The organism is Trichocoleus desertorum ATA4-8-CV12, from assembly GCA_019358975.1.
Lineage (GTDB): Bacteria > Cyanobacteriota > Cyanobacteriia > FACHB-46 > FACHB-46 > Trichocoleus > Trichocoleus desertorum_A.
In genome coordinates this window covers 1-25801 of sequence record JAHHIL010000003.1, presented here as the reverse complement: position 1 = coordinate 25801, position 25801 = coordinate 1, and the positions used below count along the sequence as shown (strand labels likewise).

Here is a 25801-nt window from a genome sequence, read left to right as displayed (position 1 = left end):
GATCGCTCTGTTTCTAGGGATTTTAGTCATCGTTTGGCGCAAACTGCACAACACTACAACGAGCCTCTGTCAATCTGCTGCATCAGAATTATGGATTGATGCCGCCAAACTATTTTGTATCGTTGGGGGATGGATACTGCTTAATTGGAAAACCAACTTCACTAACATCCATATATGGCCCCTTATAGCCAATAGTATAAAAAATGAGATGATAGAAAAGAACATTTATCTGAAAAATGAGATCAACAAATTTAGAGCTTTCTGAACTATGAGCTTGGTAGGAATGAGCACTTTTGTTGCGGAGATTTTGCCAAGCCTTTGATTGTGCTTTCGTTATTGCACCAGCCTTCTCCAAGGCTCTCATCCTATCTCCCACACGAGGCTGGTGCATTGCATTAATTGATCCTTTAATACGGTCTTTTATTCCTGTATTGTCAGTCCACTCTTCAATGTATTTCAAAGCTTTTTGAATAGTATTTTTCTCTTTTTTAGTTAATTTGCCAAGATGAGGAAACTCACTGGATATTATACTCTCGATTGCAACTGTTAGAGTTAGTGCATGAGCATCAATGAACATTCCACTACTTGCCTCATATATTGCGTTCAATTGTGCCCACAGTGGATGAAGAGGTTGATCGTAGTTAATTATATGTTGTAGATATTTTGTAAAGAGGCAGCGAAAAACCTGAGCTTCATTGATGAAATATCCACCGAGTATGAAAGGGGGCTGAAAGCGAGAGCTGAGTGACCGTTGCCTAGGACTGCATAGAGTAACTTCTGTTATATGCCCAACACGTTTGTATGAAGTTGCCCAATTAATTGGATAACCTAGAATAAATTGTAATGTCTCAAGAATACGTTCCCTAAGATACTCTGGGATATTCTCTTGACTGGAGGCTATATTAATGACTAAAAGCTTTTTGTCTTCCTTAACCAAAAGAAAATTTAGCTTGCAGCATTTAAAACTCCAAGCGTTACGCGACATGGATTCTGATGATTGGACTCCTCTTGCAACTGATTTTCTAATTAAAGTTCTTTCATTACGAGGAATATTTATATTGTCAAAGACTCTTATTTCCAAGCTGCTACCTTCGCACTTCACTTCTTGCGGAATATTTCCCTCACAGGTAATCCTTGGAATAATTCCTTGAATGACAAAATCTCCTGAAGCAGATCTATCAATATTAATGAGTATCCGTTCGCAATGCCATAGTCTACCTCTGAAGTCTAGAGCAGTTAAGTCGTAATAAGTCTCTTCCGGAATTGTTTCTCCTAGTCGAAGATTTCTGTTTGTCGAAACATAGCCCTCAGCATTTGCATACACCTTAAAGGTGAGTTGATGGCTAAGTACTTGTTTAAGGAAACCAGAGCCATTAAAAATAGATGGATTTTGAGGTGAACGGCTTTTAATAGTTACTTGTGAGCAATCAATTTCCCATATACTATGTTTTAGGCTTTCAAGCTCTGATTCTAAAAGTTCTGCTTGTCTACTTAACTTTATGTGCTTACCTATCCTCATCAAGCCCTACCTAGGTTCCTTTAAAACTTTGTGTAGCAAATGAATTCTAGCCCAATCTCCTGCTTGAACAACTAAGACATAACCTCAACATACATTGTTTACACCGATATGAAGCGGCCCAACTATGGAGCAGGTTGGAAGGCTCTACTTATCCTCCTTAAGCAAAGTGGCTAGACAGATGGTTTCTGTGAATTACCATCATTTCTACAATTCCTATTGCTGTTTTGTTTTAAGGTAATCGCTCTTCTCTCATTCATGTTGTGATCAGAAATTTTTGATTGCAACTAACAATTCTCGAAAGACCTCAGCTAAATCTTTGAGTTGATAATGAGTATTTAAACCACTGGGGTTCGGCAATACCCAGACGATCGCGTTGTGGAGGGTTTCTTCTTGTCGTCCGACTACAGCTTTGGGTTTGCTGAAGGCAGTACGATATGCGCCAATTCCTAACACGGCTAAGCAGCGTGGGCGATATTGTTCTACCTTGGTTGCTAGATTTTGACCGCCGATCAATAGTTCTTGCTTGGATAACTCATCGGCTGTAGCGGTAGCGCGATCGACTACGTTGGTGATGCCGTAGCCGAGTTTGAGCAGGTCACGATCCTCGGCAGGGTCAAATAGGCGATCGCAGAAGCCAGCCATATGTAAAGTCGGCCAAAAGCGATTGCCAGGACGCGCGAAATGATGACCCACCACAGCGCTGTAGAAGCTGGGATTGATGCCACAAAACAGCACCTTGAGATCAGGCGCGATGACATCAATCATTGTTTTGCCGATCGCCCCTTGGATTTCTGCTTTGGTTGGTCTGCGTAGAGAGGCCATTAATTATCACCAATAACTGAAGGGGCGAAGCATTTGTAGCAACACGTTGAAGGAAGTAAGAACAATCCTGAGCAAATGCTTCGCCCCTACTTGATGCCCCAACGTCGTCGCCAACTGGAAGTGGATTCTCGTTGAGATTGTGATTGTTCATCTTTTTGTCGCTGCAAAATAGTTTCGGCGCGATTGCTCAAATCAGGATCACGCAGAGGAATGGCGGCTCTAGTTTGCAGATGTTCTTGCTCCATTTGCGATAGGGGATGCAGAGTTTCAGAATTAAAACTGCCTATCGTTCCTTGAGACCATTCATGCGATTCGTAAACTGCTTCCTCGCTGAGAGGAATGGTGCCAATACATAACCCTGCCGCTTGCATCGCCGATCGCACGGAAGCCGATCGCGAGTAGGTGGCTAACTTTCCGGTCGGAGCTAAACAACCCACAACTTGGGTATAGAACTCTACTGTCCACAACTGGGGGCAACGACGGGGAGAAAAGGGGTCGAAGAAAATAGCATCAGCTTGAAATTGAGATGCTGCTAGTGATTGAATGGTTTGTCGCGCATCTCCGAGCAATATTTTGGCGTGCAAGCGATCGCTCTTATATTCATGTTCCTTAGCCAAGGCAATCAAAATCGTTTGCACCGTAGGAGACCAAGACTCTATTAAGGGAGGCGCGATCGCGGCTTGGGGAACCGTGGCATCCAGCTCCAGCCCATAGACTTCTACTTGGCAATCTGCGTTGGCGGTCCAAATCGTTTCTAGCGCTGCCGCCGTGTTGTAGCCAAGTCCGTAGCAGACATCAAGTAATCGTACTCGTCCTTGCTGCGCCTTCTCCACTAAATCAGTGGCTTTAGCGAATTTGAGAAATGCTTCTGCCTTGGCTCCCTGACTACTATGAAAGGTCTCGTTAAATTCCTCAGAAAAGAAAGTGAAAGAGCCATCATTGGTGAGTTGAGGAATCCAGGTGGCAGCGTCAGGCATGAGTTCAGCAGAAATGAGACAGCAGAAACGAGACAAGCAACTCTTCAATTGTGCCTTGTGCGATCGCCGCTAGCTCGCCACTTATAAGTTGAAGTTCGTAAAGCTGCGCCTTCTCAGGCAGGGAGTTTGCGATAATTGAGCTTGTTGAAAGCTGTGTTTTAACATCACTCTATGACTGCCACTGCTGCCAAGACTGCTCCCCGCTTAGCTTCTCGCTTGGTAAATGGAGTACTTTCCATTAAACCCTTGGCCAAACTAGCCAAGAACCGTGCTCGCAACATGATGATTAAGCGGGCTGAAACCATTGGAGTTTATTGGCCAAAAGAGGTGCAAATTCTCAAAGCGCGAGGTGGCACTGCCGAATTTTCGCCAGAGTGGGAGGCAGACTTAGCGCAAGTTCAGAATCCTAACCTGACTTACCCAGACTATTACCTGACCTCGTTCCACGCTTACGAAGAAGGCAATATGGGATGGGAGCCTGCGACGGAAGTTGAGGTGGCAGCGCACGCAGTCCATGCTCGAATTTGGCCAGAAGCAGGAGCGCAAGGTGATGCTAAGCTGCGCCAGAGCTACCACAACGTGTTGAAAGCCGAGATTCTCGCGGACCCAAAGGATATTCTGGATTTGGGATGTAGTGTCGGCATGAGCACGTTCGCACTACAAGAGACCTATCCTCAGGCAAAGGTAACGGGTCTGGAGTTGTCCCCTTACTTCTTGGCGGTTGCTCGCTACAAAGCCCAACAACACCAAGCTCCGATTGATTGGGTTCATGCTAAAGCCGAAGACACAGGCTTACCCGAGGCCTCATTCGATTTGGTTTCGGCTTGCTTGGTGTTTCATGAACTGCCTCAAAGTGCGGCGATCGCAATTTTCCGAGAAGCAAGCCGAGTTTTGCGTCCCGGTGGGCACTTGACGATCATGGACATGAACCCCCAGTCCGAGATCTACGCCAAGATGCCACCCTACATTTTGACGTTGCTCAAAAGCACTGAGCCTTATCTCGATCAATACTTCGCTTTGGATATAGAAAAGGCGCTCGTCGAAGCGGGCTTCCATCCACCCACCATTACTTCCAATAGCCCCCGCCACCGTACCATCGTGGCTCAAAAGGCTTAGCTTACGAGGTTTTGCGTTAGCTGGACACTTGCCTGCTGAATTCACTAGGATTGAGATAAGTAGGGCTTGTCAATCATGCTGGTCTTAGGGCCGTATGGTTTGGCGATCGCATCATGCCTGTAGCAAGGTGAGCTGCATGATCGAAACTATCTTTGTGGTCATTCTAGGTTTGCTACCTCCCCTCTTATCGCTGTGCTTCATGCGGCGAGCTGCAACACGTGCCCAGAGCCGACTAAGAGCGGCAATGGCAGCAGCCGAACGACGAGGTATGCAGACCATCCAGCGAGCTTCGGGTGAGCAACAGTATGTGGAAGGCATTGGGTTTCTCACAGGGGATATTACCTGTCGGTTCAATGCGCGATCGCCTCACATTCGTTGTGCCGTGAATCCGATTGGCCCTTGTCAGGACTGTCGATATTACGAATCGATCGAGTTTGTCTAGAACAAAAAAGGGGACGGTTTCCACCATCCCCCATATTCAGAATTTTTTGCTTTTAGAAATTAGAGCTGAGGTACGTACTGTTCTTTTTCAGGTACGACGGTGTACTCGGCCACAATCTGACGGAACTCGTCGCCGTCAATGGTTTCTTTCTCGATTAAGAGATCCACTAGGCGATCGACTACAGTGCGGTTCTCGCGGATGATGCGGCGAGACTCATCGTAGCAGTGCTCCACAATCGAGCGGACTTGACCATCGATCCGAGACGAAATTTCGTCGGAGAACTCCGAGCGAGTCATCAAGTCGCGGCCCAAGAACACTTCGCCCGATTGGCTTTCGAGGCACAAAGGCCCTAAGTCAGACATTCCGAACCGAGTCACCATTTGTCGCGCCATGCCGCTGACTTGTTGCAGGTCATTGCCCGCTCCAGTGGTTATCTCAGAGTCACCGAAGATCACTTCCTCAGCCGCCCGACCGCCTAGAGCACCCATGATGCGAGCCATCAGTTGCGCTTTAGAAATCAAGCCTTGCTCTTCGCTAGGGGTGAACCAGGTTAAGCCCTGAGCTTGTCCACGGGGGATCAAAGTAACCTTTTGCACAGGGTCATGAGCCTTGACCAAGGTGCCAATCACCGCATGACCAATTTCGTGATAAGCAATCAAGCGCTTGCTCTTGCTATCGACCAGAGGAGTGCCTTCCATCCCAGCCACCACGCGATCGACTGCGGCATCGATTTCTAGCATGGTGATCGCTTCTTTACGGCGACGCGCGGTTAGGATAGCAGCCTCATTCAGTAAGTTTGCCAAGTCTGCGCCTGTGAAGCCAGGAGTCCGACGAGCCACCAAATCGATCGAAACTTCGTCAGATAACTTCTTGTTGCGGGCATGCACTTGCAGAATTTCTACGCGCCCTTTGATGTCGGGAGCATCTACCGTGACTTGACGATCAAAGCGACCGGGACGCAACAGCGCCGAGTCTAAGACATCAGGACGGTTGGTGGCCGCGATGATGATGATGCCAGTGTTGCCTTCAAAGCCATCCATCTCAGTGAGCAACTGGTTGAGGGTTTGCTCCCGCTCATCGTTGCCGCCGCCGATGCCTGCGCCCCGTTGCCGACCCACTGCGTCAATTTCATCGATAAAGATGATGCAAGGCGCATTTTCTTTCGCTTTCTTGAACAGGTCACGGACGCGAGACGCACCCACACCGACAAACATTTCAACGAACTCAGAACCAGAGATGCTGAAGAATGGCACTCCCGCTTCCCCCGCGATCGCTTTAGCCAATAGGGTTTTACCAGTTCCCGGAGGGCCAACTAGCAGTACACCCTTAGGAATGCGGGCTCCAACTGCCGTGAAGCGCTCTGGCTTTTTCAGGAAGGTTACTACTTCTTGGAGTTCTTCCTTGGCTTCTTCCACGCCTGCTACGTCATCGAACATGACGCCAGTTTTAGCTTCCATTTGGAAACGAGCCCGAGACTTGCCAAAGTTCATGGCTTGGCCCGGACCACCTGGCACGTTGTTAGAGCGACGGAACAAGAAGAAGAGTCCAGCGATGAGCAAGATGGGGAAGACTAGGTTTCCCAATAGGCCCCAGATGGCACCATCATTGCGAGGCGGATGCACATCAAAACTGATTTTGTCGTTTCTAAGGCGGGAAATCAGTTCTGGAGCGTTACCAGGTAGGTCTACTCTCAGCCGCTGCACCCGGTTGTCTAATTCTGGATCAACCGCTTCTACAATTGCTGTCCGTCCTCCTTCATAGAGGTCAACACTTGTGACTCGACCTGTGTCTAAATATTCCAGAAAGCGACCGTAGGTCATGCGGGTACTCGCCGCATTGCTGCTCATATCTACTGGAGTGGGAGCAAAAGCGCCTTGCCAAAAGAAGAAACCGATGACCACAGCGGGCAGTGCCCACAGCAGCACTGTTTTCCAAGACAATTTCATAAGTTAGTGGCCTCTATATACGGAGCACAACAGCTAGATTCGGCGTGAGCGAGTCATCTCACCCGCAGAATAAGTTTTTGAATCAAGGGTCGATAAATAAATTTCCCTTCGTTTCATATCTAACAAGCTCAGTTTTGCAGGAACTTGCTCAGGAGCGGTTAGAACAGATTCTTAATCAAATTTAACTTAATTATCAGGATTGGAGCAACTATAGAGGGTTGTCTCCTCATAAACATGAGATATAGTACTTTTGTACTATGAAGCTGAAATGAGAAAAAAGCGATCGCTCTAGGCTCATTAGAACTAGACCTACCCAGCACTCAGTTCAGCCAAATTCAAACCTTCATCTAGGAGCAATTTCCTAAACACCTACCTCAAAACTTTACCGAGTTTTCGGCATTCAACCATCCCTCCCAGGTACTCGAATCAGTTCCTAGGAGTGGAATCCAGGGCATGCACAGTTAAGAATTTAAACGAGAGGTGAATAATTCGATGACTGCCAGACAACCCTTTAATTCACTGACCACTTCACTCAATGGTCAGTCCAACCACACGTCGGTTTTAAGTATTGACCTAGGGCGAACTTCCACTAAAGCCTGTGTCAGCCGCTATCCCGATGATGTCGTGCTGATTGCTGCCAATGTAGCGCATCTCAGCGTTGATCAGGTGCGTCGGGGCGGGTTTGAGTCCCGCTCTACGGATGCGCTGTTAGATATTTGGCTAGAGCATCAAGGCCGAGGTTACGCGATCGGTCAATTAGCCGCAGACTTTGGAGCCAACTTAGGCGTGGGCCAATCTAAGGTCGAAGATGCGCTAGTAAAGGTTTTAGCTTGTATTGGATATTTCAATCTCTCAGGCGACTTAGCCATTGTTCTAGGCTTGCCCTATCACTCCCAAGAGCAGTTCGATCGCGAGAAAGAGCAACTGATTGGCTTGCTGCGATCGCCCCATGTTTTGTCTTACCGAGGAGAAGCGATCGCGGTCAACATTCAGCAAGTTTGGGTGATGCCAGAAGGGTATGGCAGCTTAATTTGGTGCGAAGCCCAAGAAAAAGAAGCTCAGAGTCCTGACTTGCCAAATCTGTCAGTCGCGATCGTGGATATTGGTCACCAAACTACCGACTTTCTCATGGTCGATCGCTTCCGGTTTGCGCGGGGAGCCTCTAAGAGCGAACCTTTTGCCATGAACCAGTTTTACGACCAAGTGGCGAGTCAAATTCAAGGGGCAGATAGTCAATCTCTGTCGTTGATCGAAGCGGTGAATCGGCCCCAGGGGCAACGGTTTTATCGACCTCGTGGTGCCACTCGTCCCACTGATCTAGATACCATTCTGCCTAGCTTGCGTAAGAGCTTTGCTCGTGAATTGTCGAACCGCTTAATCGCTTGGCTTCCAGAGCGGGTTACAGATGTGATTGTCAGTGGTGGGGGAGGCGAATTTTTCTGGCCAGATTTTCAACCCTTGCTAGAGGAAGCCCAACTGCGGATTCACTTGGCTCAACCGTCGCGCAAGGCGAATGCACTAGGCCAATACCTCTATGGCCGCGCTCAACTGGCGACTGTTAACCCTCAACTCACCCAGGTCTGACTGCCATGCCCACCCCCGCCAAAAAGACGAATAAATCTATTACGTTTACTCCGGAAGCTGCTGATCAAAGTTTGCTGGCGGCGATCGAGCAAGCGTTGACCGAGGCGCAGTACGACAGTTTCAGCGACCTCTGCAAGCAAGCTCTACACCAAGCTTTACTAGACCCCGAATCTGCTCAACTTACCAACTCTAATACTGGCTTAGAAGCAGTTCTAGCACCCATTCAGCAGCAAGTAGCCCAACTAGAGGCTAAATTACTCGCTAGTCAATCTCAGCGCTTAGATGAGCTAAACCAACAACTAGTGCACACTACTCAGCAATTAGAGGGGCTGCATACCAAGGGCGATCGCGGTTTCTCAGAATTGCAAGCTGAAATTTCGGCGCTGCAATCTACTTCTGCGGTAGACCCCACAGACTCCTTATCAGAGCTTATGCAGTTATTACAAGGCGTTGAGCAAAGTAACACCAACCTGCAGCAGCAAGTAGAAACCGTTCAAACTCAACTCTCTAGCTGGAAACAACCTACCAACAATCCAACGACGGAATATCTCAATCAATTAACTAGTCAGCTCATCCACTTGACGACCCAAGTTGAAGTGATCGAGACTAAAATTGCTCAACAATTTGCCGACCTGCAATCTCAACTCAACCAACGTCAGTTCAACCAAAATCAACCAGCCCTGACAGTTCCAGTTCCTGCGTCTAGCGTGGCTGAAGCTCCGCCAGAACCATCATCAGCTCAGCCTGCCATGACTGCTGCCCCCATCGCCGTTGCCCCTATCCTCAGCTTTAAGGAGCCAGTCCCCCAAGCCGCCGCAGCAGCTTCATCTCATGAACCTGATCCAATTCTGAGCCGACTCAGTTCGCTTCTAGAAGACTTCTAAACTATTTGAAGTAGAAGTTCAATCGATGCTTCAAGCATTGAGTGTGGAGTAACGGAATTGACACTGCATAAACTCCCCACTCAATCTGAGGCAGTCTGTTGATCTCCAGGAACGATGGGCTGAAAACCGCTAGCGAACTTCTGACAGCTTAATGCGGTACGGATGATAGCTTCCGGGTTTATAAGAACCAATCCAGACTCTATAAGTGCCAGCGAGCCATTGGCCTGCAATACCAGGATTCTTACCTTGATGGTCGTCGTTACACCAAGTCCCACCTGGCCCTTGAATGACCAAAGTAGTGTCTTCAGGGCTTTCTACTTCTAAGCTGAGGTAATTGAAAAAGCCTGTCAGCGAGAGGGTGTGGTCTGGCTTAGTATCCATGTAGCCGCTGCATGGCCCTGTAATCGTATCGCTACGCCCTGCTATGGTTGTAGCCGCTACTGAGCCACCACTAATACCCTGAATTCTGGTGGGGTCTGGGGAAAATTTGGGACTGAGCTTAACATTCTCGAAGATCGAAAGTAAGGGAGATTGGGCTGACTGCGCTTGTGCTGGGGTCGTGACCAACCCTCCAGCTACGATCGCGATCGCGATTGGTAATCCCACTCCTCTGCTTAACCCACTGTTGCGCATTCTGGTTGCCCTTAACTGCTTGCCGACGAAATGTAGCGAACAGCAATCACGTCTCTAGCAGAGGCCATGATTGTTCTAAACGTACATTTTTTGTTTGGAGTGTAATGGGCATGCTCTCGCTCCACCCACTCCATAAATGATTGGTGAGAATTACTCTTGTAAAAAAGACGGTAGGGTTCCTAGTGGAGTTCCCTACCATTTTCTTGAGATAGTTTTACCACCCTATCTCCCTCAGCAGCCAGTACTTTTGGTTTTGATCTAATTAATTTGCTACAAAACCTGTGCGAAGATTTACTGTGCTATTGATAAAGCTTGCTGGAAGCGAGGCAAATCTTGGCCTTTCTGGTGGAGGAGCAACCAGGATTGTAATAAATCAGGACCATTCATGTCACCCATGAGTCCTGCCCGTAGCGATCGCATCACCAAACCTTTCTTGACGTTCTGGTCTTTCACCACTTGCTTGATGATGTCTTGGGCTTGCTCGGCAGTCAGGCTATGGTCGCTTGGTAGGGCCGCCACCACTGCTTGCAGCGTAGCCGCAGATCCCTCTTGCTGGAGTTGGGCTTTGGCTCCATCCGTGAAATCAATCGGGGTAAAGAAGAGTTGGCTCATCTCGACCGCATCCTTTAGCAGCGTCAAGCTAGCAGCTAATAAGTTCGTCAGTTCCTCTAGCCAAGCGCGATCGCCTGTGGGGTCAAACTCATACCCAGCCTCTTGCCAGAATGGAATCAGCAGATCCGTCAGGCGATCGATCGGCATCGCATGTAAGTATTGGCTGTTAATCCAATTCAGCTTATCCCAGTCAAACTTAGCTCCTGCTTTGTTGACGCGATCGAAACTGAACAGTTCAGCCGCTTCGGATAGGGTAAACAGCTCTTGAGTGGCGTCTGGTGCAGACCAACCGAGCAGGGTCATGTAGTTGGCTAAAGCTTCAGGTACATAGCCCATTTGTTTAAAGTCGGAAATGGAAGTGACGCCATCCCGCTTAGAGAGCTTGGCTCCCGCTGAGTTCAGAATTAGTGGAGTGTGCCCAAATTCCGGGGCTGTCGCACCTAAGGCTTCGTAGAGCAAAATCTGCTTGGGGGTGTTGCCGATGTGGTCTTCTCCCCGAATGACATGGGAAATCTGCATGTCGATGTCATCGACGACCACGACAAAGTTGTAGAGGGGTGGCCCAATCTCATCGGCAGCAGCGGCCCGCGCGATCACCATATCCCCACCCAGATCACGACCTTTCCAGCTGACTTTGCCCCGGACTAGGTCATTCCAATGAATTTCTCGACTATCCTCGATTTTGAATCGAATCACTGGCTGACGACCCTCAGCAATAAAAGCTGCTTCTTGCTCAGGCGTCAGGTTCCGGTGACGATTGTGATATCGAGGCGCTTCGTTTCTCGCTTTCTGCGCTTCCCGCATGGCATCCAACTCTTCAGGCGTTTCGTAGCTGCGGTAAGCTAAGCCTTTGTCGAGCAGAGATTGAATGGCCTGCCGATACAAGTCCATCCGTTGCGTTTGGTAGAACGGCCCTTCGTCCCAAGTCATTCCCAGCCAGGTCAAACCTTCCAGGATGTTTTGGGTGTATTCTGGCCGCGATCGCTCTATGTCAGTGTCCTCAATCCGCAAGATAAATTGACCGCCCTGATGGCGAGCAAACAGCCAGTTAAAAACCGCAGTTCTGGCAGTACCAATATGCAAGTTCCCGGTGGGGCTGGGGGCAAGACGGACGCGAACAGTCATAGGTCAAGATGTAGAAGGATGAAACAGGAAGGATGAAGGATGAATTAGAATTTTTTTCATCCTTCATCCCTCATCCTTCAAATTTTATTTTACGGGACTGACGGGGCTCGAACCCGCAACTTCCGCCGTGACAGGGCGGTGCTCTAACCAATTGAACTACAGTCCCTTGTGTTCTTTGCGAACGCGATTTCTATTATGCTGATGTTTCACGGGTTTGTCAAACATCTGCTCAAATTGTTCCTGAGGGATTTATTTAGATGCCAATTCGAGATGCGGTTGAGGCTGACCTGCCCGCGATCGTAGCGATTTACAATGCCACCATTCCTAGTCGCATGGTGACGGCTGACACTCATCCTGTGACGGTGGAGAGCCGCTTAGCTTGGTTATGCGATCGCGACCCGCTCTCTCGGCCCTTATGGGTGATGGAACAAGAGCAAAAGGTCGTGGGTTGGCTCAGCTTTAAGTCGTTTTATGGCAGACCCGCCTACCAAGCCACCGCAGAGGTGAGTGTTTATGTAGCTGCACATTATCAGCGCCAGGGGATTGGGCGAACACTTTTACAGCAAGCCATTGAGCAAAGCCCAAAGTTAGGCTTAAAAAACTTGCTCGGCTTTATCTTTGCTCACAATCAACCCAGCTTGCAGTTATTTGAGAAATTTGGCTTTCAACAGTGGGGCTATCTGCCGCAAGTCGCCACTTTAGACGGTGTGGATCGAGATTTAGTGATTGTAGGACGCAAAATTTCTGGAACCGAACCTCTAGACCAACTCTGAGCAGAGCGCTTCTTGTAGGAACCCCACCAACCAATCTTTGATCTGGTAAGTGGCGCGACAATCATCCTCGTTGTACTGCACGATCGCGTCTAGGTAAGTGCGATCGCCTGTTTCCAACCACTGGGTATACCAACAAATTGCCTGTGCTCCATTTCCCTTGGCATCGCGCCAATCAAACCCCACCCAGCGGGCGATCGGTTTGAGGGCATAGCTTTCGACGGGCAAAATTACAGTACGAGTCACCCGCTCATGCAAATCGACAAAGCGGTTGATCAGCGGACGCACCCAGTGGGATGGCGTATCGTACAGTTTGGCTAAACGCTCTACTGTTTGAGGTTCGTAGGGGCAGAAGTGGAAAATGGGGGCATCTGGGTAGCTATGGACTAACTCTAAGAACTGTTGCCAAGCCAAAACTTCATCTTCTGGTCGCTCTGCCAACAAAGGATAAAACGTTTCTTGCTGAGTTCGGCGATCCACCACGAGCACACCGTGTAGAAAGGCTACATTCAGATCTGGTTCGGCTTCAATGTCAAAATAAAGTTCGACCGGAGCAGTGGGCAGTTCTTGAGCCAAGTTTAAAGGCTGGCTGGTAGGTGACTCGTCTGGGTAGGCGATCGCCCGGTTCTCTAATACGGCTTGCGCTTGCCAAACTAGCCTTTGAGCCACCTCTGGGCCAAAACCGGGTAAAGTCTCTAGTCTGGTGGGTGTAGAGCTGGCTAAAGATTCGACTGTGACTAGGTCGAGGGCTTGCAACTGAGTGTATCGGCTAGCAGTAACTCCTGGCAGGAGTGATAAATGCCGTTGCGCTTGCGCCACTCCCGAACAGTAGTTCAGCCAGCCACAAAGATTACAGCGATTGCGAGCAATAAAAACTTCTGGGGCTTCTGGCGCTAACAGCGTCTCCACACAGTCCTGCAAGATCGTCTGCATCTGTGGCAACAGCGTCCACAAATCGACTTCGTAGGCTCCCTTTTCTCGTAGGATTAGCCAACTTGTTTCAGGCCAAGCTCCTTGAACCGCAGCCAAAACATAGGTGTGAAATGTAGCGATGATCTGATATTCCAGCTTGGGACGCTTGCCCAACTTGATTTCAGTTGGGACATAAATCCAATCGCCAAAATAGGACTGACCTGGCTGTTTAATCAGGAGATCGGGCTGGCTCACCAAGGTGACTCCTTCCGGTGTCTCCGTGACGAGAATGCCTTGGTAAATGCACTCTACGCCCTGCCGCATCATTTCGAGGGTAGCCTGCCCTCCGGCAATCCAATCTCTTGGCGGCCAAACAGGTTGCTGCCAAGCATAGTCTGTTAACACCGTTCGTCGGTGAGCCGTGCTGTCTTGGATTAATTTGAGCAGGTAGTCGCTCGGAGGATCTCGTCGAGTGAGATCCCCATAAGTATCCAGGAAGGCTCTTCGACTACAGCGTTGATACTGTAGTAGGAGTTCAGTAGTCAGGAACATGCCTTCAACGCTAGCAGGAAATTTGCCTAGTTGTGGTACTCAGAAACTACTAAATCAGCCTACATCGTCGAAAAACCTATAGGCATCAACGCATCAGCAGTAGCGATAGGACAATTATTTGCGCATGAAGCCAGCAGGATCTAGACGCACATTGGCACAAACAATCCCAGGCCCCACTGGAGTTCCCTGAGTGGAGTGGATGTTCAAGTAACCAATGTCCTGTAGAGCTACAGGGGTGGGTAGTTGCACGGGACTGAACGGTGAACCTACCCGACCTACGCCACCTGCACTGGATTGCAAGGGCGCGATCGCAGCTAAATCTGTAATCACATCGCCCCCTACTTCGGAGTCTAGTAGAGCTTTATCACCTTCGCAGCTAGTGGGGTTAGCACCCGTCATGGCTGCGTGGAAGTGATAAGGCAGGGTTTGGCTAGGTTCTAGACCCGTAGTGGTGAAGTAATAGCCTGTGACTTGATCCTCAGCGTTTACTAGCAAGGCACCACTACCCAAAATTCTGCTAAAGCGAGTCTGGTAGCCAGGAATGGCTCTGGTGCTAACAGTTTCTCCATCAGTGGAGACGAGCACAATGGGAAGGACTTGTTGGTCATAAGCTTGCTCAGCAGGAGCGGGGGTTTGCTCAGCAGGAGTTTCTTCAGCGGGAGCTTCCTCGGCAGGCGTTTCCTCAGTGGGAGTTTCCTCGACGGGAGTCTCTTCAGCAGGGGTTTCCTCAGCGGGAGTCTCTTCAGCAGGGGTTTCCTCAGTGGGAGCTTCCTCAGCGGGAGTCTCTTCAGCAGGGGTTTCCTCAGCGGGAGTCTCTTCAGCAGGGGTTTCCTCAGTGGGAGCTTCCTCAGCGGGAGTCTCTTCAGCAGGAGTCTCTTCAGCGGGAGTCTCTTGAGCGATCGCGCTCTGTGCTCCGATCAGAGCCATGCTGATGCTGCCACCAACACCCATTACAGTTGCTAGTCCAACAATCAGAGCAGATTTCAGCAAGGAGCTACGAAGTTGCCAGTTTGCCATAGGGACTCTAATTCCTCACACAAATACTAAATATTTTTCTTTCACTAATCTATAAGAATCTATCCAATTGGGGATGTATCTCAGGATTGATTTCTCTAATCAAACTGCTCAATTATCGGAAATTCTCAGGTTACGCTCATGTCGCTATAACTTAAATTGCTAAAATGCTAGGGCTTGCCCCATGACTTGAGCCGCTATGACCAGCACGCTTCCGGTTCAGCACCTTCTAGAGCGTCATCGCCACCAGTTTCCCGCCTTAGCGAATAAAGCTTATTTCAACTATGGTGGCCAGGGTCCAATGCCTCAAGCGGCTTTAGCAGCTATGCAGCAAGCTCATCTGCATATTCAACAAGCTGGCCCTTTTTCTAATAGCACCAATACTTGGATTCATCAGGAAACTCAGCAAACTCGCCAAACGATCGCTACAGAACTGGGAGTTACGGCTGAAACCATCACCTTGACTGACAGCGTCTCGACAGGCTGCAATATTGCGCTTTGGGGCATTGAGTGGCAACCGGGCGATCGCATCTTAATCACCGACTGTGAACACCAAAGCATTATCGCTACGGTGCAAGAAATTCAACGGCGGTTTGGGGTGTCGGTGGATGTTTGCCCCCTAATGGCAACTTTGAATGGGGGAGATCCCGTCGCAGCGATCGCCCAACATTTAACAGCGCAGACTCGCCTGGTTGCTCTCAGCCATGTCCTATGGAATACGGGTCAGGTGCTCCCTCTAGGGGAAATTGTGGCGGCTTGTCATGCCTACCTAACTCAGCAGCATCCGGTGCGGGTTTTGGTAGATGCGGCGCAATCGGTGGGAGTTTTACCGCTTGACCTGGCAGCACTACAGGTAGACTTTTATGCGTTTACAGGCCATAAGTGGTGGTGTGGTCCAGCAGGCGTTGGTGGACTGTATGTTCGCCCAGAAGTGCTAGAAACCCTGCGACCGACCTTTATTGGCTGGCGAGGCATCACCACGGATGCGAACGGTCAACCCACCGGATGGGAACGAGGCGGCAAACGGTTTGAAGTAGCCACTTCTGACTATGCGCTGTACCCTGCTTTGAGAGTGGCGATCGCGACTCAGGCCGAGTGGGGTTCCATTGAAGCTCGCTACCAGCGCCTTCAAGCTCTGAGTGCCTATCTTTGGCAACAACTCCGCGAGTTACCTCCAGTCCATTGCTTGCGTACCACTCCGCCAGAATCAGGCTTGGTTTCGTTTCAGTTGGCAGACCAAGTTTCTGGGCGATCGCACCGCCAACTGGCTCAATTTTTAGAAAGTCAAGGTTTGATGATTCGGACGATCTTAAATCCTGATTGTGTCCGGGCTTGTGTCCATTACCTGACCCTAGAATCTGAGATCGATCGCTTGGTGGCAGGCGTGCAGCAGTTTTGTCAAACGGTGGGCTAGTAGGAGAGCTTGGGCATGTCTCGACCCGTTTTATATGTGGCGATCACCAATCACGGTTTTGGTCATGCCACCCGCGCTGCTTCAGTAGTGGCAGAAATTCAGCGCCTTTGCCCGGAGATTCTGGTGGCAATGGTGACAACGGCACCGCGTTGGTTGCTGGAGTCGTATGTCAGCGGCGATTTTATTCACCGTCCCCGTGGTTTGGATGTGGGGATTATCCAAAGTGACAGCATCACGATGGATAAAGCGGCCACCTTGGAAAAACTGCGGCACATCCGGGCGCAAGAGCGATCGCTGATTGCCTCGGAAGTTAACTTTATTCAGCAAAATCGGGTGGGTCTGGTGTTGGCGGATATTCCCCCCCTAGCTGCCAAAATTGCTCAAGCCGCCGGGGTGCCCTGCTGGATGATGAGCAACTTTGGCTGGGACTTTATTTATCAAGCTTGGGGTGGCGAGTTTGTAGAAATTGCTGATTGGATTCGGGGTTGTTTCCAACAGTGCGATCGCCTGTTTCGCCTGCCCTTTCATGAACCGATGAGTGCCTTTCCCCAGATTACCGATGTGGGTTTAACGGGTGGCTCTCCTCGCTTTGATTTAGCTCAGCTCCGCACCACGTTTAATCTCGATACATCGCCAGAGCGGACAGTTTTGCTGACCTTTGGCGGCTTGGGTCTGGATGAAATTCCTTACCATAATCTGCAGCGCTTTCCCGATTGGCAATTCATCACCTTCGATCGCCAAGCGCCAGATTTACCGAACTTACGCAAGGTCACAGATCATCAATATCGTCCGGTTGACTTTATGCCTTTGTGTAGCCGCTTGGTGTCAAAACCGGGTTACAGCACCTTTGCCGAAGCCTGCCGTCAAAGCTTGCCGATTATTACCATTACTCGCGACGACTTTGCCGAATCGCCAGTTTTGCTAGAAGGCATCCAGAATTATGCTCACCATCAAATTTTGCAGCCAGAAGAATTCTTCCACACTGACTGGGAATTTTTGCACCAATCCCCCCAACCCCCGCGATCGCCTGAACCCGTCAGCACCAATGGCAATCAGGCGATCGCTGAAGCGGTAATGCAACACTTTGCCCAGTAAAGCCATTCGTTAATCAGTTCAATCAAGCAGCTACTCAAAATTCATGCGCCATTACCAACGTTTTCTGAGCATCTCAACTGCGGGTAAGTCACTGGCTAAAATCACCTCAAAAATCCAGGCGATCGTGGCAGAGTCAGGGATTGAAACTGGGCTTTGCACCTTGTTTCTACGGCATACCTCAGCCAGCCTGCTAATTCAAGAAAATGCTGACCCGGACGTGCTGCGCGATTTAGAAAACTTCTTCGCTAAACTGGTGCCCGAAGATAGCCAACGCTACATTCACAGTGCTGAAGGCCCGGATGATATGCCTGCTCACATCCGTACCGCTCTCACTCACAGTTCCGAGCAAATTCCGATCGCTCAGGGACAATTAGTTCTAGGCATCTGGCAAGGAATTTATGTATGGGAACACCGCCAGCGCAGCCATACCCGTGAGTTGGTGGTGCATATCACTGGAGAGTAACGTTCAACTGAATGGCGTTAATGGCGCACTTTTACGGGCACTGAATTTCTAAGAAGCGATCGCAATGGTGCTTTTACGGTATCTCTAGCCGCTGCCTTGTTTATAGGATGAACCCGGAAAATGCTGCGTCCTATGGGGCGATCGCCATATGTCAAGTTTGTCCCCCAAGCCGCGATTAGTTTGGTACAAAACAGGTACTAAGCGGTTTTGCCCTAAAAGTATTTGGCTCAGCTACGCCGCCTTATTTGCGGTTTTATGGACGTTGCCTCCTGTTTTCCATTACGTTAAGCAAGCTCAGCGAGGTCATCCCCTGGATGCTCATTACTTTTGGGCTGAGTTATCTCCTCAAAAAGTTTTTCACCTCGGTCTTTACAACGGCCCTGGCGGTCGCAATTGGAAGATTGGCCTGCCGATTGCAACGCTTTGGACTGCGGCAACTCCTCGATCCCTGCCAGAGTTGCGGTTGCTTGCCCTAGAGGTGATGAACCGCGATCGCCAACTCAATGGCCTGCCTGTTTTGGTAGAAGATCCCTTGCTCTCCCAAGCAGCCCAGCTTCATGCCCAAGACATGATGAACCGTCGCTATTTCGCACACCAATCTTTAGAGGGCCACACGCCAACCAATCGCTTTCATGCGATCGGCGGCAATCCTAGGGTGGGTGTAGGAGAAAATATCATCTACGTCCAAGAATCCAGTATGGGGCTGACTTATCGCGATATTGAGATGTTTCAGAAAGGCTGGATGTACAGCAACGGGCATCGTCAGAACATCCTGAAGCCAGAGTATGTCAAATTTGGTTACGGAGTTGTGATTGATCCGGCGTCTGGACGTAAATTTGCGGCTCAAGAATTTGCGGTGCCTGCCAGAACTCCCTAACCGATCTTTTGGTAAACTCGGCATCAAGGACACATCAAACTTCTCAACTTTCCACTACCTTTGAAAGTAGGTGGGAACAACCTGCGACAGATCCCTTCTACCAATTTGTCTGATTAGCAGCTTTGGTATCGGACTCCTGCATGCCGCAGAGCTAGTTGCTGAATGCTCGCCAGCACTTTGTTGACGTTGATACTGGTCGTACTCTGAGAACATGCCACAGTCTTTCTGGCTTCAACAGGGGATTACTAACTCCCCAGCCCCAACCATCCAAACAGTCTTGGTGCAACGTTCTAGAAAATGGATGCAAGGGCTTTTGTGTGGCGCGGTCGTCGCACTTAGTTGTAGTTTTGCCATGCCTGGTCAAGCGGCAGAGCGTCTGACGTTTCGCTTGGGGCCATTTCAGCAGACGATCGCGATCGCGGATTTAGAAGCATTTGCCAAAACTGGAGAATTGTCTCCTGCGCTCAAACCTTATGCGCTAGTTCTAACCCCCGATGTTCGCAAAGCCCTCGCTGATCGCCTAGAACTTGACCCCAACATTGGCGATCAGGTGGTGAATGAGCTGTTGCGCTCTCCCGCCGGACAAAGAATGCTAGCGGCCTTAGGGGTGGCGATTCCAGGCAGTACAGTAGAACAACTGCAAGCCGCCGTGACGCTGGCCGCTCGTCAGGCAAACGGTTTAAGTGTACTGGCGATCTTGAGAGCATTTCCCCAAGAGACTGTCACGATCGACGTCAGCTCGATTGCTGCGATCGCCTCACAACTCAACTTTTCCTATTGGGAAAGCCAAGCGCTCAGCCCCATTCTAGAGCGAGAGTTGAAGGTGGAGAGCCCAGCGTTTAAGGCTACTTTTGACCCCACGATGTCTGGTTCTCAGGAAGTCCAGCAAAAAACTTTGGTGCTGCGCGATCGCCAACGCCAGCGCACCCTGCCTGTTGATCTCTACTGGAGCGATCGCCCTACAGGGCCCTTAGTTGTGATTTCCCACGGATTTGGGGCAAATCGGACTTTTCTCGCTTATGTAGCGCGTCATCTCGCTTCCTATGGTCTGACGGTAGCCGCCATTGAGCATCCAGGTAGCAATCTGGCTTGGCTCGCCAGCCCTTCACCGGGTCTAGCCCGCGATACTTTGCTTTCAGCGGCAGAGTTTGTGGAACGGCCACGGGATGTCAGCTTTTTGCTCGATCAACTCGCTCAGCGCAATCAAAAACCTGGGGCTTTGCAAGGAAAACTTAATACCAATCAAGTCAGTGTTATGGGGCACTCTTTGGGTGGCTATACAGCCCTAGCCTTAGCAGGTGCCGAACTGAACGTGGAAGGGTTGCGTCAGTTTTGCCAAGAGCGCATTCCCTTGGGCTTAGCTCCTGCTGATTGGTTGCAATGTACTGCGATTGATTTACCAGAACGTCGCGTCCAACTACGTGACCCCAGAGTGGCTCAAGCGATCGCCCTCAATCCAGTCGTTGGTCGTCTGTTTGGCCCCGATGGATTGAAGCGAGTGGCGACCCCAACTCTGATCCTGACTGGGACAGAAGACAATCTGACCCCTACCTTAACCCACCAATTACAACCGTTCGCCCAGTTGCCTCAGCCTAAATATTTGGTAACGGCGATCGGCGGTACGCATTTAAGCGTCGGTGATCCAGCGAATTTTAGTGATCTGATTACCCAAAGCACGCTAGTTCGAGAGCGACAAGGCCCAGAGACAGAGCATCTTCGGCAACTTCTGCAAGGCGTGAGTCTAGCTTTCATCAAACAGCTCACGCCAGAAGCTAAGTTGTATCAGCCGTTTTTGACCTCTGGCTATGCTCAATCGCTCTCCACGGCTCAAATTCCTCTGCGCTTGAACACTCAATTGCCCGCCAGTCTAGCGCCTTGGATGAAAGTCGCATCTCTTCCGCCTCAGCAGTTACATACAGAAGTCGGTCAGCGAGTTTCTACCTTGGCTTACTATTTTGTCGCCTGTAACTCAGTGCTCTATACCGTCAGCGCCTCTGGTAGTTCTGCGTGGCAACTCGGCTCTCGGCGCAAAGCATCTAGGGGATAGCGGATAGTTCAAAGTGGTGGCAAAACTCCCTTATGACAATTCGGTGTAATTAGAAACCAGTTTGTACACTGGAAGTAGGATCTAGCAACTGAATAATCGTGCAGGGTAGCTTGTAGCTCTGCGGCTCACCGCCCCATCATTCCACCTAGTCACATTGCAAAGCTAATATCCTGCCTTATGTTTACGGGTCACTACTGGTGGTCACTCTACCTGCTCATGCTTTGTGGCTCATTGGCGGTATGCTCTGCCTCGCCTTGGGGTCACTAATTCCGGAGCCTAGTATTCCAGCTTTAGGCATAGCCGCCATTATTACTGCGATCGCCGCCCTCAGCATTCCTTCTCCCCTCGCCCAAATGATTTTATGGGGTGTGCTGTCATTCACCCTAGCTAATTTCATGCGATCGCTGATGCCGAAAGAAGCCAAAACTCTCAAGCATGATACCGAAGCTTGGGCGAGAACCGCCATTCCGGCGGGTGGGGTGGGGCGCGTTATTTATGAAGGGACGCTGTGGCAGGCTTGCTGCCAGTTACCAGATGTGGCGATCGCACCCCAGCAACGAGTCTATGTGGTTGGGCGTCAACGCAACACCCTGATTGTTATCCCGACTGATTACCCAGACCTGAATATTTCGGACAGACTGCCCTCAAGCGAATGAAACTAACAACTAAACTGAAAAGTTGTAGTCTGAGTAATTCTAGCTCTGCGTTTCTGCCTAACCCACTCATCGGGAGTTGATGAACTTATGGAGTCTATTCTTGCCGCCTTAGCCTTAGTCATTGTCGGTTATACCGTTGGCTCTGTAAAAATCATCAACCAAGGTAATGAAGCGCTGGTAGAACGGTTGGGCCGCTACCACCGCAAGCTCGTTCCCGGATTGAACTTTATCGTGCCTTTTGTGGACTCGATCGTTCTGGAAGACACGGTGCGGGAGCAAGTGTTGGACGTGGAACCCCAAGAAGCGATTACGAAAGATAACGTGTGTCTGAAAGCAGACGCGGTAGTCTACTGGCGGATTCTAGAACTAGAGCGAGCTTTTTACTCGGTGGAAGATGTGGAGTTAGGCATCAAAAACCTCGTGCTCACGACTCTACGCTCAGCCCTGGGCCAAATGAAGGTGGAAGAAACCTATTCATCTCGCTCTGAGATTAACCAAACCCTCTTGCATCAGCTGGATGAAGCGACCGCAGCCTGGGGCGTGAAAGTGACGCGGGTTGAGGTGCAAAACATTTCGCCACCTGCCTCTCTCTTAGAATCAATGGCCCAGCAGCGGGCGGCGGAAATTCGCAAACGTGCCTCTATTTCTGAAGCAGAAGGTACTGTCGAATCGATGCGCTTGATCGCTAAAGCCCTCCAAGCTCAACCCAATACGAGTGAGGTGCTGAAGTACCTGATTGCTCAGCGGTATGTGGAAGCCAATGAAAAGATTAGTGAAAGCCCTAACTCCAAAGTCATCTTTATGGACCCGAAGGCGATGAGCGAAGCCTTGGAGAACTTGATGGAAACACCAACTACTCCAGATGGCATGGATGGAGGAGGTGGGAGCGGTCCTGGCAATGGCTCTTATCCCGGCTAACTGAGTTTTTTGGCCCTTGAGCTAAGCTTGCCGCCAAATGGCATCCGCTACCAGGCAAACCTCTCGTAGTTCCTGGGCATCATGCACCCGAAGCAAGTCAGCGCCGCCAGCGATCGCCGCACAACAAGCAGCCGCTGTGCCCCAAACTCGTTGTTGTGGATCTGGTTGGTTGAGGATATGCCCAATAAAACTTTTGCGGGAAGGCCCAACTAAAACAGGGCACCCTAAGGCTCGAAATTCTGAGACTCGGCGCAGCAGCTCTAAGTTTTGCGAGTAAGTTTTGGCAAAGCCAATTCCTGGATCGATCATGAGGTGAGCAGGGTCAATCCCCACCGCGATCGCTGCCTCTATGCGATCTTGCAGAAATGCTTGAATCTCTCCAACCAAGTCTTCGTAATCGGTTAATCGCTGCATCGTCTGGGGTGTGCCTCGAATGTGCATCAAGATCAGGGGCACTTGCAGAGCTGCGACAGTCGGTAGCATGTCTGGATCAAATGTTGCGCCCGAAATATCGTTGACAATGTCAGCTCCAGCCTCTACAGCTGCTTTAGCAACAACCGCTCTGGTTGTATCTACCGAAATGGGCATATCCAGCTGCGATCGCACCGCCTCTATAACTGGAATTACCCGCTCCAGTTCTGTTTCTACATCAATCTCAGCGGCTTGGGGTCGCGTAGACTGACCACCAACATCTACAATGTCTACCCCTGCTGCTACCAAACGCTTCGCTTGCTCTAAGGCTGCCGCTAAAGAGTCAAATTGGCCCCCATCACTAAAGCTATCTGGCGTTACATTCAGTACGCCCATTAGGTAAGTACGCCGCCCCCAATCGAAGCGAATATTCCGAATCATCCAGGTAGCAGGGATTGGCATTGAAGTTGCTAAATATACAGTACTGATAGACACTGAATACACTTTGCCTAGGGCACAGTTAACCCCTGTAGGAACTCGGTGGTTATTTTAGTATCTTGCTATACAACTAGATATAGAGGCGCTTAGTTATACAGCAACCACTTATACAGCAGCAAGGTTAGCCGTCATTGCGCCAGCAGGCTGCCAAGAAAATATATGACTAAAATTTTACTCGTTGAAGACAACGAGGTGAACTCTTTTATGATGTTGCGACGGCTACGGATGCGGGGTTATCAAGTCATACATGCTGTGGATGGTGCTCAAGCCGTGGCGATCGCGCAATCGGAAGCCCCCGACTTGATTCTGATGGATATGAGCCTACCCGTCCTAGATGGTTGGCAGGCAACGCAGCAGATCAAGGCTATTCCTGCCACCTACAGCATCCCCATCATTGCGCTGACCGCTCATGCCCTTGCAGGCGATCGTGAAAAATGTTTGGCCGCAGGGTGTGATGAATATGAAACTAAGCCAGTAAACTTCAATCAATTAATCGAAAAAATGCAGTTCTTTTTAAGCAAACCCATTTAAGCTATCCCTTACAACATGGGAATTCCCAGTATGCTGCATTGGCAGTCTACTCCTTATGCTTTTCCGCTGATCATTGCCACTGGGGCCTCCATTACCCTCGTGTGCCTAGCGTGGCGACGTCGTTCTGCTAGGATTGCGGCTACATTTGGGCTGTTCATGCTGGCCGTCTCAGAATGGTTGCTCGGCTACATTTGGGAAGTCAGTAGCATTGACTTACCCAGCAAAATTTTAGCGGGAAAAGCTCAGTACCTGGGCATTGTAGTCGTTCCAGCGGCTTGGTTGCTCTTTGCCCTCCAGTACACAGGGCGAACCAAATGGATCACTCGCAGAAATCTGCTACTGCTAACCATCGAACCTTTGGCCATGTCGCTTCTAGTGTGGACGAACGAGTGGCATCGGTTGGTTTGGTCCCAAACGAGCTTGCAGCTAATTGGCTCCTTCACCCTCATGAGGGTGACCCACGGTATCGGGTTTTGGGTTCACGCCGCTTACTCTTATTGCTTAACTGGGTTAGGTACGCTGCTGATTGTGCGGGCGCTGCTGCGTTCTCCTCAACTCTATCGAGGGCAAGCTTGGGCTTTATTAATTGGGGCGATCGCGCCTTGGCTTGCTAATGCGCTCTACCTTCTACGCTTAAATCCTTTTCCCCATCTAGACCTGACTCCTTTTGCTTTTACGGTGACGGGGATGGCAATGGCCTGGGGACTGTTTCGCTTTCGGCTGCTCGACATTGTGCCTGTGGCAAGGGACGCGGTGATTGAAGGGATGAGTGATGGGGTGATGGTTTTAGATATCCAGAATCGCATCGTAGATCTAAACCCTGCGGCTCAACAGATGATTGGGTGGAATACAACAGCGATCGGGCAACCCGTCATGCGAGTATTGGCCCAGTGGCCGCATTTGTTGCAACAGTACGGCAATCTTCTGGAAGCTCACGCAGAAATTAGCTTAGGTACAGGGGCTGAAGAACGTTGTTTCGATCTGCGGATCTCTCCCTTGACTGACTCCTACGATCGGCTTACAGGGCGCTTAATTGTTTGGCGGGATATTACCGAACGTAAGCAAGCTGAAGCTAAATTGCAGGCAGCTAAAGATGCGGCTGAAGCGGCTAATCGAGCCAAAAATACATTTCTCGCCAACATGAGCCACGAATTACGCACTCCGCTCAATGCCGTCATTGGTTACAGTGAGCTCATCCAAGAAGAACTTGAGGAAATGGGGCACGACGAATATACCCCTGGTCTGGAGACGATTCGTAGGTCAGGGCATCATCTGCTCGTACTCATCAGCGATATTCTGAATTTCTCCAAAATTGAAGCAGGCAAAATGGATCTCTACATTGAGACATTTGACCTAGCTGCCTTGGTACAGGAAGTTGTTGCGACTATTTATCTCTCTTTAAGAGAAAACGATAACAAGATACAGGTGAACCTAGCCTCTGACTTGGGTTTGATGCAGGCCGACCTGATGAAGGTGCGTCAGGTACTATGCAATCTGTTAAACAATGCCACTAAATTCACGCGACAAGGGTTGATTACCCTAACAGTCTACAAAAGTAAGACCAATGCAGCGACCGGAGCCGCTACGGGCTTGGACTGTTTTATTTTTGAGATTGCTGATACTGGAATTGGCATTACGCCTGAGCAAATGCAACAGATTTTTCAGCCTTTTACGCAAGCGGATGCCTCAACTACACGTCGCTATGGTGGTACTGGCTTAGGGTTATCCTTGAGTCGCCGTTTCTGTCACATGATGGGGGGTGACATTACAGTCGCCAGTGAGTTTGGTCAAGGCTCTGTGTTTACCATCTGCTTGCCAACCCAGGTAAACCGTGACGCTCCTTCAGAACCCTCTCTATGAACTACCCCGCCTCACAGGAGGACGGGGTTTCTAACCCTGAGTCCTCCAAGCTGCGGTGTTTTTGACGTTTCTTCTCCCACGCTTGCTTCCATCCTCCAGTTGCCTGGGGATTAGACGTAGAGG

The 25801-nt window shown here is 49.9% G+C and carries 23 protein-coding genes and 1 tRNA gene; 14 read left to right on the top strand and 10 right to left on the bottom strand.

Going from position 1 to position 25801, the window contains the following annotated elements; all coding sequences use genetic code 11:
- Window positions 1-109: 109 nt before the first annotated feature.
- The 3 genes from KME12_04410 to KME12_04400 form a co-directional block, all read right to left on the bottom strand.
- Complete coding sequence (locus KME12_04410; GenBank protein MBW4487013.1) at window positions 110-1519, bottom strand: hypothetical protein; 1410 nt, start codon at window positions 1517-1519, stop codon at window positions 110-112.
- 264 nt (window positions 1520-1783) lie between these two features.
- Window positions 1784-2341, bottom strand: a complete 558-nt coding sequence (gene mug, locus KME12_04405; protein MBW4487012.1) for a G/U mismatch-specific DNA glycosylase — start codon at window positions 2339-2341, stop codon at window positions 1784-1786.
- Window positions 2342-2427: 86 nt separating this feature from the next.
- Complete coding sequence (locus tag KME12_04400; protein ID MBW4487011.1) at window positions 2428-3318, bottom strand: hypothetical protein; 891 nt, start codon at window positions 3316-3318, stop codon at window positions 2428-2430.
- A gap of 171 nt (window positions 3319-3489) precedes the next feature.
- On the opposite strand from KME12_04400, the gene KME12_04395 reads away from it, so the two are divergent.
- Both KME12_04395 and KME12_04390 read left to right on the top strand, forming a co-directional pair.
- Window positions 3490-4434, top strand: a complete 945-nt coding sequence (locus KME12_04395; protein MBW4487010.1) for a class I SAM-dependent methyltransferase — start codon at window positions 3490-3492, stop codon at window positions 4432-4434.
- A 136-nt stretch (window positions 4435-4570) separates the two neighbouring features.
- Entirely contained in the window at window positions 4571-4876 is a 306-nt protein-coding gene (locus KME12_04390; protein ID MBW4487009.1) for a hypothetical protein, read from the top strand.
- A gap of 59 nt (window positions 4877-4935) precedes the next feature.
- On the opposite strand, the gene ftsH2 is transcribed toward KME12_04390, so the two are convergent.
- Complete coding sequence (ftsH2, locus tag KME12_04385; GenBank protein MBW4487008.1) at window positions 4936-6822, bottom strand: ATP-dependent zinc metalloprotease FtsH2; 1887 nt, start codon at window positions 6820-6822, stop codon at window positions 4936-4938.
- A gap of 492 nt (window positions 6823-7314) precedes the next feature.
- Between ftsH2 and KME12_04380 the strand changes: the two genes are divergently transcribed.
- A complete protein-coding gene (locus KME12_04380) occupies window positions 7315-8406 on the top strand; it encodes a ParM/StbA family protein (protein MBW4487007.1) in 1092 nt (363 codons plus the stop codon).
- Between the two features lie 5 nt (window positions 8407-8411).
- Window positions 8412-9290, top strand: coding sequence for a hypothetical protein (locus KME12_04375; GenBank protein ID MBW4487006.1), 879 nt, complete (start codon window positions 8412-8414; stop codon window positions 9288-9290).
- Window positions 9291-9419: 129 nt separating this feature from the next.
- Here the strand turns inward: KME12_04375 and KME12_04370 are convergent, their stop codons facing one another.
- The 3 genes from KME12_04370 to KME12_04360 all read right to left on the bottom strand — a co-directional run bounded on the left by KME12_04370 (window position 9420) and on the right by KME12_04360 (window position 11826).
- A complete protein-coding gene (locus tag KME12_04370) occupies window positions 9420-9857 on the bottom strand; it encodes a hypothetical protein (protein ID MBW4487005.1) in 438 nt (145 codons plus the stop codon).
- Window positions 9858-10214: 357 nt separating this feature from the next.
- Window positions 10215-11660, bottom strand: a complete 1446-nt coding sequence (locus tag KME12_04365; GenBank protein MBW4487004.1) for a glutamate--tRNA ligase — start codon at window positions 11658-11660, stop codon at window positions 10215-10217.
- A gap of 92 nt (window positions 11661-11752) precedes the next feature.
- Window positions 11753-11826 (bottom strand) — tRNA-Asp (locus KME12_04360).
- Between the two features lie 91 nt (window positions 11827-11917).
- On the opposite strand from KME12_04360, the gene KME12_04355 reads away from it, so the two are divergent.
- Window positions 11918-12433, top strand: coding sequence for a GNAT family N-acetyltransferase (locus KME12_04355; GenBank protein MBW4487003.1), 516 nt, complete (start codon window positions 11918-11920; stop codon window positions 12431-12433).
- On the opposite strand, the gene KME12_04350 is transcribed toward KME12_04355, so the two are convergent.
- Together KME12_04350 and KME12_04345 are read right to left on the bottom strand one after the other, a co-directional pair.
- Window positions 12419-13894 carry a TM0106 family RecB-like putative nuclease gene (locus KME12_04350; protein MBW4487002.1) on the bottom strand — a complete coding sequence of 492 codons (1476 nt, stop codon included), beginning with the start codon at window positions 13892-13894 and terminating at the stop codon, window positions 12419-12421. The genes KME12_04355 and KME12_04350 overlap by 15 nt on opposite strands.
- A 114-nt stretch (window positions 13895-14008) precedes the next feature.
- Window positions 14009-14911, bottom strand: coding sequence for a hypothetical protein (locus tag KME12_04345; GenBank protein ID MBW4487001.1), 903 nt, complete (start codon window positions 14909-14911; stop codon window positions 14009-14011).
- Window positions 14912-15107: 196 nt separating this feature from the next.
- Between KME12_04345 and KME12_04340 the strand changes: the two genes are divergently transcribed.
- From KME12_04340 to KME12_04310, 7 genes are all read left to right on the top strand, one after another.
- Window positions 15108-16322 (top strand): aminotransferase class V-fold PLP-dependent enzyme, encoded by a 1215-nt coding sequence (locus KME12_04340; protein MBW4487000.1) that lies wholly within the window; start codon window positions 15108-15110, stop codon window positions 16320-16322.
- A 15-nt stretch (window positions 16323-16337) separates the two neighbouring features.
- Window positions 16338-17417: a glycosyl transferase gene (locus tag KME12_04335; protein MBW4486999.1), complete on the top strand. Its 1080-nt coding sequence runs from the start codon at window positions 16338-16340 to the stop codon at window positions 17415-17417.
- 43 nt (window positions 17418-17460) lie between these two features.
- Window positions 17461-17880 carry a secondary thiamine-phosphate synthase enzyme YjbQ gene (locus tag KME12_04330; GenBank protein ID MBW4486998.1) on the top strand — a complete coding sequence of 140 codons (420 nt, stop codon included), beginning with the start codon at window positions 17461-17463 and terminating at the stop codon, window positions 17878-17880.
- Between the two features lie 148 nt (window positions 17881-18028).
- On the top strand, window positions 18029-18757 hold the full coding sequence (locus tag KME12_04325) for a CAP domain-containing protein (protein MBW4486997.1): 729 nt from the start codon (window positions 18029-18031) through the stop codon (window positions 18755-18757).
- A 352-nt stretch (window positions 18758-19109) separates the two neighbouring features.
- Window positions 19110-20804 (top strand): alpha/beta hydrolase, encoded by a 1695-nt coding sequence (locus KME12_04320; GenBank protein MBW4486996.1) that lies wholly within the window; start codon window positions 19110-19112, stop codon window positions 20802-20804.
- Window positions 20805-21001: 197 nt separating this feature from the next.
- Complete coding sequence (locus tag KME12_04315) at window positions 21002-21460, top strand: NfeD family protein (GenBank protein MBW4486995.1); 459 nt, start codon at window positions 21002-21004, stop codon at window positions 21458-21460.
- An 87-nt stretch (window positions 21461-21547) separates the two neighbouring features.
- Complete coding sequence (locus KME12_04310; protein ID MBW4486994.1) at window positions 21548-22378, top strand: paraslipin; 831 nt, start codon at window positions 21548-21550, stop codon at window positions 22376-22378.
- A gap of 21 nt (window positions 22379-22399) precedes the next feature.
- Here the strand turns inward: KME12_04310 and folP are convergent, their stop codons facing one another.
- Window positions 22400-23251 carry a dihydropteroate synthase gene (folP, locus tag KME12_04305; GenBank protein MBW4486993.1) on the bottom strand — a complete coding sequence of 284 codons (852 nt, stop codon included), beginning with the start codon at window positions 23249-23251 and terminating at the stop codon, window positions 22400-22402.
- 195 nt (window positions 23252-23446) lie between these two features.
- On the opposite strand from folP, the gene KME12_04300 reads away from it, so the two are divergent.
- Together KME12_04300 and KME12_04295 are read left to right on the top strand one after the other, a co-directional pair.
- Complete coding sequence (locus tag KME12_04300; protein ID MBW4486992.1) at window positions 23447-23818, top strand: response regulator; 372 nt, start codon at window positions 23447-23449, stop codon at window positions 23816-23818.
- Window positions 23819-23833: 15 nt separating this feature from the next.
- Window positions 23834-25678: a PAS domain S-box protein gene (locus KME12_04295; protein MBW4486991.1), complete on the top strand. Its 1845-nt coding sequence runs from the start codon at window positions 23834-23836 to the stop codon at window positions 25676-25678.
- The last annotated feature ends 123 nt before the right edge of the window (window positions 25679-25801 follow it).